Origin of the sequence: Kitasatospora sp. NPDC017646 (assembly GCF_044329365.1) — a bacterium.
GTDB lineage: Bacteria > Actinomycetota > Actinomycetes > Streptomycetales > Streptomycetaceae > Kitasatospora.
This window is the reverse complement of record NZ_JBIRJC010000003.1, coordinates 440,384-450,435: the sequence shown is the minus strand read 5'-3', so window position 1 is coordinate 450,435 and position 10,052 is coordinate 440,384. Positions and strand designations below refer to the sequence as shown.

At 73.2% G+C, this 10,052-nt stretch carries 10 protein-coding genes; 3 read left to right on the top strand and 7 right to left on the bottom strand.

The window, feature by feature from the left end; genetic code table 11:
- Positions 1–131: 131 nt before the first annotated feature.
- Positions 132–1,361 (bottom strand): serine hydrolase domain-containing protein, encoded by a 1,230-nt coding sequence (locus ACH4J0_RS07700; RefSeq protein ID WP_396237262.1) that lies wholly within the window; start codon positions 1,359–1,361, stop codon positions 132–134.
- Between the two features lie 269 nt (positions 1,362–1,630).
- Between ACH4J0_RS07700 and ACH4J0_RS07695 the strand changes: the two genes are divergently transcribed.
- On the top strand, positions 1,631–2,392 hold the full coding sequence (locus ACH4J0_RS07695) for a serine hydrolase (RefSeq protein WP_396237259.1): 762 nt from the start codon (positions 1,631–1,633) through the stop codon (positions 2,390–2,392).
- Here the strand turns inward: ACH4J0_RS07695 and ACH4J0_RS07690 are convergent.
- The 6 genes from ACH4J0_RS07690 to ACH4J0_RS07665 form a co-directional block, all read right to left on the bottom strand.
- The gene (locus ACH4J0_RS07690; protein ID WP_396237257.1) at positions 2,379–2,825 is read right to left on the bottom strand and encodes a VOC family protein; all 447 of its coding nucleotides are present in this window, start codon (positions 2,823–2,825) and stop codon (positions 2,379–2,381) included. The two genes, ACH4J0_RS07695 and ACH4J0_RS07690, sit on opposite strands and share 14 nt — an antisense overlap.
- A 72-nt stretch (positions 2,826–2,897) precedes the next feature.
- Positions 2,898–4,034 carry an FAD-dependent monooxygenase gene (locus ACH4J0_RS07685; RefSeq protein ID WP_396237255.1) on the bottom strand — a complete coding sequence of 379 codons (1,137 nt, stop codon included), beginning with the start codon at positions 4,032–4,034 and terminating at the stop codon, positions 2,898–2,900.
- Between the two features lie 74 nt (positions 4,035–4,108).
- Positions 4,109–4,708 (bottom strand): GTP-binding protein, encoded by a 600-nt coding sequence (locus ACH4J0_RS07680; RefSeq protein WP_396237253.1) that lies wholly within the window; start codon positions 4,706–4,708, stop codon positions 4,109–4,111.
- Between the two features lie 3 nt (positions 4,709–4,711).
- Positions 4,712–5,221: a DUF742 domain-containing protein gene (locus tag ACH4J0_RS07675; protein ID WP_396237251.1), complete on the bottom strand. Its 510-nt coding sequence runs from the start codon at positions 5,219–5,221 to the stop codon at positions 4,712–4,714.
- 5 nt (positions 5,222–5,226) lie between these two features.
- Complete coding sequence (locus ACH4J0_RS07670) at positions 5,227–5,673, bottom strand: roadblock/LC7 domain-containing protein (RefSeq protein ID WP_396237249.1); 447 nt, start codon at positions 5,671–5,673, stop codon at positions 5,227–5,229.
- Positions 5,673–8,453 (bottom strand): nitrate- and nitrite sensing domain-containing protein, encoded by a 2,781-nt coding sequence (locus tag ACH4J0_RS07665; protein ID WP_396237247.1) that lies wholly within the window; start codon positions 8,451–8,453, stop codon positions 5,673–5,675. Before ACH4J0_RS07665 ends, ACH4J0_RS07670 begins: the two co-directional genes overlap by 1 nt.
- A 517-nt stretch (positions 8,454–8,970) precedes the next feature.
- Between ACH4J0_RS07665 and ACH4J0_RS07660 the strand changes: the two genes are divergently transcribed.
- Entirely contained in the window at positions 8,971–9,444 is a 474-nt protein-coding gene (locus ACH4J0_RS07660) for a YbaK/EbsC family protein (RefSeq protein ID WP_396237245.1), read from the top strand.
- Between the two features lie 172 nt (positions 9,445–9,616).
- A complete protein-coding gene (locus tag ACH4J0_RS07655; RefSeq protein ID WP_396237243.1) occupies positions 9,617–9,997 on the top strand; it encodes a peptidoglycan-binding protein in 381 nt (126 codons plus the stop codon).
- The last annotated feature ends 55 nt before the right edge of the window (positions 9,998–10,052 follow it).

Genomic DNA, 10,052 nt, shown 5'->3' with positions numbered 1-10,052 from the left:
GGGGGCCCCCCCCCCCCGGGGGGGGGCCCCGCGGCCGCCCGCGGGCTCTTTCCTCTACCCCCCGTCGGCGGGGGGGGGGGGGGGGGGGGGCCGGCCCCCCCCCCCCACTCCTCGCGTCGTACGGGCCGGTGTCAGTCCTCGATCGCCTGGTAGACCGTGGTCCAGAAGTCGTGGATCAGCCGCGCCGAGTGGGGGACGGACATCCCGACCTGGGTGAGCAGGATCCCGGTGAGCCCGTTGGCCGGGTCGGCGTAGGCCGTGGCGCCGCTGCCGCCGTCCCAGCCGAACTGGCCGACGGGCGCGTAGTCGCCGCGGTAGGTGCGCACCGCCATGCCGAAGCCCCAGCCGCCGTGCTGCCCCTGGCCGTACGAGAGGTGGACGTTGTCGAGGGCCATGGCGGTGCGGGCGGCGTTCTGCTCGGGCGTGAGGCGGTTGGTGGTCATCAGCTCCACGGCCGGCCGGGACAGGATCCGCTCGCTGCCGTGCACGCCGTGGTCCAGCAGCATCCGGAAGTAGGCGTGGTAGTCGTCCACGGTGGAGACCAGCCCGCCACCGCCGCCCGGGAACACCGGGGGCTTGCTCCAGCGTCCGCCCGCCGCCTCGTCCCACACGTGGAACTCGCCGGTCTGCGGGTCGGGGGCGTAGAGGTTCGGCAGCCGGTCGATCCGGTCGGCGGGCACGTGGAATCCGGTGTCCGCCATGCCCAGCGGTTCGAAGACGCGCTCGCGGAGGAAGTCCTCGAACGGCCGGCCGGTGACGCGGGCGACCAGCACGCCGAGGAGGTCGCTGGCGATGTGGTAGTGCCACCGCTCGCCGGGCTGGTGCATCAGCGGGAGCGTGCCGAGGCGGCGCAGCCACTCGTCCGGCTCGGGCATGGGCATCGGCAGGTCGGGGGTGAGCCCCTGTTCGAAGACCGCGTTCATGATCGGCGTGCCCAGCGCGGTCACATCCATGCCGAGCCCGAAGGTGGACGTCAGCACGTCCCGTACGGTGATCGGCCGCTTCGCCGGCACGGTTTCGTCCAGCGGGCCGTCGATCCGTTGCAGGACCTGCCGGTTGGCGAGTTCCGGCAGCCACTGCTCCACCAGGTCGTCCAGCCGCAGCCGGCACTCGTCCAGCAGGACCATCGCGGCCGCCACCGAGACCGGCTTTGACGTCGAGGCCATCCGGAAGACGGTGTCTCGGCGCATCGGCGCGCCGCCGTCGTGACTCATCGTCCCGAGCGCTTCGACGTGGGTCTCGTCGCCGCGGCCGACCAGGGCGACGACACCGGGGATCCGTCCGGAGTCGACGTGCCGCGCCAGTACGTCGCGAACCCTGCGCAGCCCTGCTCCGGAGAAGCCGCCGTTGTTCCTGCCCATCGTGATCTCCCCCTGGGTGAGTGTTCGGGAATCGCTGAACGCTGTAGAAGCTACATTGCGTTTACTTATTGGTCAACGTCGATCGTTGCGCCAGGGCCGGGAACCGGAAAGGCCGGGTTGCCTGTTGTTGCAACGGATATGACGCTGAATGCAATGATCGGTCGGAGTGTGCGTTGCAATGAGCTGTAGATGATGGCAACGGGTGGCCCGCGCATCCGGGTGACGGCCGGTTTGATTCCACCGGGCTGACTACCCCTACGCTTTGCCCCATGCTGAGTGTCGTGGTGGCCCCCTGGGCGGGCGATGCCGAGCCGGTGTTCACGCGTGCGCCGGACGAACTGCACGATGCCGCGAGCACCATGAAGGTCGCGGTGCTGGCCGCGCTGGTCCGCGGCGGGGCGGATCTCGATGCCGAGGTGCCGGTGGTGAACCGGTTCGAGTCCGCGGTGGGCGGCGAGTTCGGCAACGATCCGGAGTGGGACAGCGATCCGCTGCCCTGGGAACTGCTCGGCACCCACGTGCCGCTGCGCCTGCTGGCCGAGCGGATGATCACCCACTCCTCCAACCTGGCGACCAACCTCTGCCTGGCCCGCACCGACCGGCGGGCGGTGGCCGAGGTGTGGCACCGGGCGGGGGCCACCCGCAGCGCGAGTCCGCGCGGGATCGAGGACTACGCGGCGCGCGGCGCGGGCGTGCACAACCGGGTGAGCGCCCGTGATCTGGTCCGGCTCCTCCGCTCGCTGGGCGACGAGCCGGAGCTGCTGGCGCTGCTGGAGCGCAACGACTTCCGGGTGGACCTCGCGGCCGGCCTGCCTCCGGGCACCCGGATCGCGTTCAAGAACGGCTGGGTGCCCGGCGCCCGGCACTGCGTGGGGCTGGTCCACCCGCGCGACTGCCCGCCGTACCTGATCGCCGTCTGCTACACCGGCCCGCTCGCGGACGGGAGCGACCGCACCGACCCGGCGGCCCGGCTGCTGGCGCGCATCTCGGCGGCGGTCTGGAAGCGGCGCCGGGAGATCAGCTCTCGCTGATCACCGGCATCGCCGCGCCGCCCGGGTTCCAGGCCGCCAGGAAGTCCGACTGCCGGGCGGCGTCGACGAGTTCGATCTGCGCGCCGAGGCTGTCCATCCGGTGGTAGACGAACGCGCGCCCGTACGGGCAGCCCGAGAACGCCTCCGGGAACCCGGCGGCGGTGAGCCGGGACGCGCCCGCCGTGACGTCCGAGGACCAGAAGCCGAGGTGGTGGAAACCGGCCGTACTCGTGTCGCCCCAGGGCCCGCCCGACGGAGCCTCGATCAGCTCGATGTGCGGAGCGTCCCCGGCCGTGAACACGATCCGGTAGTCCCACTCGCCGATCCGCCCGGCCGCCGGCTCGCTCCACCTCACCCCCGCGGCGGCGGTGAGGTCGGCCATGGCGGCCTCCAGGACGGGCACGGTGAAGCAGACGTGGTACCAGCCGGTCATGATCGCCAGCCTGCTACGGGAACCCGCGCGGACGCAACCCCCGCATGGGCTCCCGGAACCACGGCATCGGCCTCAGTACGGCCTGACGAGGAAGTGGGCCGCGCCGGGGACGCCGATCTTCAGCAGCTCGTCCTCCTCCGGGGTGGTCGGGCTGCCGGTCTCCTGCTTGAGGATCGCCCGGGACAGCGCCTGCACCCACATGGCGCGCGGGCGGCGGCGCTCCTCCCAGGCGGCGAGGGCCGCCGGGACGTCCGCCGCCGTGTCCAGGCTCTGGGCGAGGACGAGGGCGTCCTCGACGGCCATCGCGGCGCCCTGGGCGAGATGCGGGGTGGAGGCGTGGGCGGCGTCGCCGGCGAGGGCGATGCGGCCGACGTGCCAGGGCTCCTCCACGGTGACCTGGGAGATGCGGGAGTAGACCACCGCGGCCGGGTCGGTGACCTGGGCGAGGGCTTCGGCGATCGGGCCGCCGAAGCCGGCCAGCCGCTCCCGGAGCTGCTCGTGGGCGGTCGACGGGTCCGGGCGGAAGTCCTCGGCCTCGGCGAACACCGAGCCGAGGTACATGAGTTCCTCGCTGATCGGTGTCAGCAGCGCCTTGGCCTCGAGGTTCCCGGTGGACATCACCACGCCCTTGACCTCGGGCGAACGCGGCAGCGTGACACGCCAGTTGGCGAAACCGGTGTACTCGGGGGCGTACGCGTCGCCGTACAGGTGGCGGCGCAGCGGCGAGCCGATGCCGTCGAAGCCGACGACCAGGTCGTAGCGGGCGCGGTGGCCGTCGGTGAGGGTGACGTCGACCCCGGCGCCGTCGTCGGTGATCTGCGCGATGGTCGTCCCGAAGCGGACGCCGGCGCCGGCCGAGGTGGCGGCGGCGGCCAGCACCCGGGCCAGGGCGGGGCGCGGGATGCCGTTGTTGGAGGGGGCGTCGCCCATCCGGGGCTGGGGGATCTGGGCGAGGGTGGTGCCGGCCGGGTCGCAGATGGTCAGCACCTCCCATTCGAAGCCGACGGCGAGGCACTCGTCGAGCACGCCGATCTCGCGCATCACGTGCAGGGCGTTGGAGGGCTGGATGATGCCGACGCCGAGGGCCTCCAGCTGGTCGCGCAGTTCGGCGACCTCGACGTGGTGGCCGCGCCGGGCGAGGGCGGTGGCGAGGGTGAGGCCGCCGATGCCGCCGCCGTGGACGAGGACGCGCAGGGGTGCGGTGGTCATGAAGAGTCGCTCCAAGGGGGGTTGGGCCGACGGGTTCGGACGACGGGTTCAGCCGACGGACTCCGGACGACGGTTCAGGCGACGGGGGCGGCGGCGAGGTCCATCAGGTGGTCGACCAGGGCGAGCAGCAGGTCGCGGCCGAAGCCGCGCTCGCGCACGTCGCCGATCAGCATCGGGACCTGCGGGTCGAGGTCGAGCGCGGCCCGGATCTCGTCCGGGGTGCGGGTGTTGTGGCTGTGGAAGCAGTTGATCGCGACCACGAAAGGGATGCCCCGGCTCTCGAAGAAGTCGATCGAGGCGAAGCTGGTGTCGAGCCGCCGGGTGTCGGCGATGACGATCCCGCCGAGGGCGCCGTTGACCAGGTCGTTCCACATGAACCAGAAACGTTCCTGCCCGGGCGTGCCGAACAGGTAGACCACCAGCTCGGGGCTGACGGTGATCCGGCCGAAGTCGAGCGCGACGGTGGTGGTGTCCTTCTGGTCGACACCGGCCAGGTCGTCGACGCCGACGCTGGCCGTGGTCAGGTACTCCTCGGTGCGCAGCGGGGCGACCTCGCTGACCGAGCCGACCAGGGTGGTCTTGCCGACACCGAAGCCGCCCGCGATGAGGATCTTGACGGCGGCCGGGGCGGCGGCGGGCTCGTCGACGGAACTGCGGGAGTGGGGCGTTGCCATCGTTCAGAGTCTCCGGAGTCCTTCGCGTACGGCCGTGAGCAGGCCGAGGTCCACGCCCCCGGCGGCGCGAGCCACCGAGAGCGGCGCCCGGGCCTTCAGCAGGCCCTGGGCGACCAGGTCGCCCAGCAGGATCTTGGTGACCGAGACCGGGAGGTCCAGGCCGGCCGCCACCTCGGCGACGGCCGCCGGGCGCCGGCAGCGGTCGAGGATCAGCCGGTGCTCGGGCTGGAGGCCGCGGGCACCGGCGCGGCTGCCCCGCGCCAGGGCCGCGTCGGCCTCGGCCTCGGCCGTGGTGAGCACGGTGATCAGGGTGAGGTCGTCGCGCTCGGGCGCGGTCCGGCCGCGGGTGATGGTGTACGGGCGCACCATGACGCCCGTCTCGTCCTCCGCGTCCGGCTCCTCCAGCTCGCTCCAGTGCGGCACCCGGCCGCGAGCCCGGGCTTCTCCCTCGCCGCGGACCGGATCACCGCCGTAGGGCGTCTCGCCGTAGGGGGCGTCGCTGTACGGGCCCACCCTGGTCAGCCCCGGTTCCGCGAGGCGAAGGCGTCGAAGGACGCGGGGGCGCCCTCGGCGCGGGCCGGGGTGGTGAGCTTCTGGCCGACCTGCTGCACCAGGGTGTGCATGGCGACGGACATCACCTCGGCGTCCACCTCCTGGGAGGCGACCACGGCCAGGTGGGTGCCCTGGGCGGCGGCGATGACGAACAGCCAGCACTCGGCGAGCTCGACGATCACCTGGTGCACCGGCCCGCCGTCGAACAGCTGGCCGACGCCCCGGGCGAGCGACTGCTGTCCGGTGGCCACGGCGGCGAGGCGCTCGGCGTCGGCCCGCTCGATGGTGCGGGAGTGGCTGACCACGAGGCCGTCGTCGGAGAGCAGGACGGCGTTGCGGGTCCCGGGCACCGAGTCGACGAGCCCGTCCAGCAGCCAGTCCAGGTCCTGGTGGGTGGCGGTCGTGCGGTTCATCAGCGGTCATCCGTTCGTGTGGTTCGGGGTTCCGCGGCCGGCAGCGCCCAGGGGGAGGGGACCGACGCGGAGGCTGGGGGGCCGGCGGGCAGAGCGGGGGGAGCCGGTGGAGTGGCGGGGGCGGGCAGCGGGTGTTCGCCGCTGTCCTGGGCCCGGGCGGCGCGGGACTGGCGCTGGAAGGCGCCGATGGTGGCGCCCGAGCGTCGTACGGGCCGCCCGGTCCCGGGCTGTCCGGGCTGCTGGGCCGGGCCGCCGGCGGGCTGCTGGGCGACCGGGTCGACCCACTGCTGACGGGCCGGCGGCGGAACCCGCAGCTCGGCGGCCAGGCTGGCCTGCCGGACGCGCTGCGGCAGCGGCGGCTGCCCGCCCTCGACCGGGCTCAGCGGCACGGCGGAGGGGTACTCGCGGCCCCGGCGCCGCTCGGCCAGCCGGTAGTGGTCGGCCGGGCGGTACTGCTCGTCGGCGTACGGGGCCTCGGCCTCGGTGACCCGGGCGTAGGCGATGTCCGGGTAGGCCGGGGCGGGCGCGTCGAGAGCGTTGGAGGCGGGGATCGGCGCCGTGCCGGTGCCGTGCGGGTCGGCCGGGGCCGTGTACACCGGCGCCGGGTCGGAAGGGGAGTTGTGCTGGATCGGCTGCTCGGGGAAGCCGGACGGGGACGGCTGCTGGTGCGCCGGGGCCTGGTGGGCCTGTTCCTGCTGGTGCGCCGGTGCCTGGAAGACCGCGGCGACGGGCTCGACCGGCGCACCGGTCCCGCCGCTCCCGAGGCCCGCGCCGTTCCCGGCGCTCCCGAAGGCCTCGACCTGTCCGAACGCCTCCACCGGTGCGACCGGCGGCGCGAGCGGCCCCAGCGGCTGCGGCGCCTCGTCGGAGGCGGAGCGCACCGCCCGGCGCGAGCGCCGGACCAGCGGGATCGGCTCGACGGGCGCGGCGTCCGGCAGCCCGGCGTCGCCGTCGATGACCAGTTCGTCCGGCACGAGGACCACGACCCGGGTGCCGCCGAAGGCGGACGGCCGGAACTCGATCTTCAGGCCGGTGAGCGCGGCGAGCCGGGCGACCACGTAGAAGCCGAGCCGGATGTCGTCGGCCCGGGCGAGCACGTCGGTGCGCGGCGGGCGGCTCATCAGCTCGTTGGCCGCGTCGTACTGTTCCGGGTCCATGCCGAGGCCGCGGTCCTCGATCTCGACCGCGAGTCCGCGCCCGACCATGGCGGCCCGGACCTCGACCGGGGTGGGCGGCTTGGAGAAGGTGGTGGCGTTCTCCATCAGTTCGGCGAGCACGTGGGCGACCGGCCCGACGGCACGCTCGGAGAGCCACGGGTGCCCTTCGACGTCGATCATGATCCGCCGGTAGTCCTGCACCTCACCCTGGGCGGAGCGCAGCACGTCAAGCAGCGGTACGGGCTTGCGCCAGCGCCGCTGCGGCTGGCCGCCGGCCATGATGACGAGGTTCTCCTCGTAGCGGCGCAGGCGGGCGGTGAGGTGGTCGAGGTCGAACAGGCCCTCCAGGACCTCCGGGTCCTCGTGCTTGCGCTCCAGTTCGTCGAGCTTGCGCAGCTGGCGGCCGATCAGCAGCTGGGTGCGGCGGGCGATGCGCTGGAGGAGGCGTTCGAAGCCGCGGTGCTGGTCGGCCTGCCGGACGGCGGCCTCCAGGGCGGCGGAGCGGGCCAGGTTGAGGGCCTGGCCGAGGCGGGCGAGTTCGTCGGTGCCGTTGCCGTGCTCGCCGGTGGTGACCTCGCGGCTCTCGGCCTCGGCGTCGACCTGCTCGCCGCGGCCGAGGCGGTCCACCACCTCGGGCAGGGTGCGCTCCATCTCCTCGGCCTGGGTCTGGAGTTCCCTGATCCGGCGGCGCAGCGAGCGGCTGATCCGCCAGGAGGCGATGACGACGGCGATGACGGTGACCAGGCCGATGACGGTGGTCAGCACGACGCGGGTGAGCAGGTCGAGGATGGTTCCCTTGCCGACCTCGACGATGGCGCTGGTGCGGCTCTCGATCGCCTTGACCAGCTGCGGGTTGAGCTGGTCGACGGCCTGGCGCCACTGGTCCTGGGCGGCGGGCAGTTTGACGGTGCCGTTGGCCTCGGCGGAGGTGGGCCGCGTGAGCTGCTGCTCGACGGCGGCCTTGGCCTGCCAGGCGGGGCTGTTCATCAGGTCGTGCCAGCCGGCCGCCTCGCCGTCCGGGACGTACGGGACGACCTGGACGGTGAACAGGTGGTCCTCGGCGCCGATCAGCTGCTGGACCTGCTGGTAGTCGGCGGTGCTGAGCCGGCCGCTGGGCCAGCCGCGGGCCAGGACGGCGTCCTCGCGGGCCAGCATCTCCTTGGCCCAGAAGGAGTTGACCAGTGTCTTGGAGACCCAGGTGACCTCGCCCGCGTCGACGTGGCTGAGCGCGGTGAACAGCCGCAGGTCGACGGCGATCAGGTCGGTGTAGTAGGCGAAGACGGTCTGCTGGTCGACCGCGCCCTTGTCGACGGCGGCGCGCTGTTCGGCGAGCTTGCCCATCGCCTGGCGGGCTTCGGCGACGGCGCTGCGGACGCTGTCGGGGGCGTGCTCGGTGCTCTCCCCGGAGAGGGCCTGGAACTGGCGCACCGCGTCGTCGGTCAACTGCCTTTGGCGGCGCAGCTGATCGGTGTTGGCGCCGGGCCGGGCGAGCGCCTCGGCACTGAGTCGGCGCTCCTCCTGGAGGTTGTAGTAGACGATGTTGGACGGCTGGCCGGCCTTCTGGGCGAGCATGCCCTGGGCGGCCTGGCGTTGGAAGTCGAAGACGGTTTCGCCGCTGGTCACGGCCCAGAGGGCGACCAGGGCGAGGCTGGGGACGACGGCCAGGACGAGCAGCGCCGACCGCAGGGACAGGCGCGGACGCCTGCGGGGGGCCTTCGGCGTCGGGGGCCGCCGATTCGCACGCGCGCGCAGAGCAGACTCCTTGGGGCTGGCGGCCGACCGGTGAGGGGCGGGCCGTCCGGGCACGGGCTTTTGACGAAGCGATATTAGTCATACCGTGTGATTGGAGTGAAAGCCCGTTCGCCGCCTCGGCCGCTCTTGCGCACGGACCGGACACAATGTCACCCGCGCGTTGACCGTTTGTGATCGAAGCAGCCGGGTTCCATCTTGCCTGACACAGTGTCGGTGCCGGCGGCGGCCACTGGATGGCCGCCGTGTGAAGACTGTGTGACGCTCCGTCCCGCTCCGTCCCGCTCGGTCGCCGAGGTCCCTCGGCGAGCCCTCACGGGCTGAGCAGCCGTGCCCGGGTCGACTCCAGCTCCGCCGTCAGCACCCGCCCGGCCGCCGCCGGATCGCCGTCGTGCCCGTGCGCAGCTTCGCGGTCGCCGAGGCGCTGGCGGCGGTCGGCGTCGCCGGTGAGATCGTCGTCCTCCCCGATTCCGCCCGTACGGCCGCCGAGGCCGCCGCCGCCCTCGGCTGCGAGGTCGGCGCGATCGCCAACAGCCTGGTGTTCAGCTGCGACGGCGAACCGCTGCTGGTGATGACCAGCGGCGCCCACCGGGTCGACACCGCCTTCCTGGCCGCCCGGTTGGTCGTGGGCGAGATCACCCGGGCCTCCGCCGCCCAGGTCCGCGAAGCCACCGGACAGGCCATCGGCGGCGTCGCCCCCACCGGCCACCCGGCGCCGCTGCGCACGGTCGTCGACACCGCGCTGCGGCAGTACGAGGTGCTGTGGGCGGCGGCCGGACACCCGCACACCGTCGTGCCGATGACGTACGAAGAGCTGCTGCGGGTCACCGGCGGCGCGCAGAGTGCCGTCGTGCCGACCGGCTGACGCGTCCCACGAGGGGTCCGTCGTACGGCCCACCGCCCACGGGCGGTGGGCCGTCGCGTGTCCCTGGGACGGGCGAGGGACGGGGGACCCTGGAGGGATGACCGCGGGGCTCCTAGCGTCGGTACGGCAGCAGCCGGTCGCGGCCGGCGTACCTCACCTCAGGAGACCCTCCATGCTCAAGTCATCGATGATCAAGCGCGCCGCAGTGGTGGTGGCCTCCGCAGGGCTGGCGCTCGTCACCCTGGGCGGAACGGCCAGCGCCAACTCGACGGCCGGCGACATCTCCATGGGCGACACCGGAGTCGGCGTCAAGTGCGTCCAGATGGCGCTGAACGACTCGAACGTGAACGCCGGCCTCAAGGTCGACGGCATCTTCGGCCAGCACACCAAGGACGCCGTGATGCAGTTCCAGCGGACGAACAACGCCAAGGCGGGCTGGCCGCTCGACGTCGACGGCATCGTCGGCCACAACACCGGCTCCGCGATGATGGAGATCATCGTCCACAACGAGCACGACTGGGGCACCACGTGCTGGGAGAACATGCCCTCCTGACGGCCCGGGGCCTTCCCCGTCCTTCCTTCTCCCGCCCGTACCCAGTCCCAGTGAG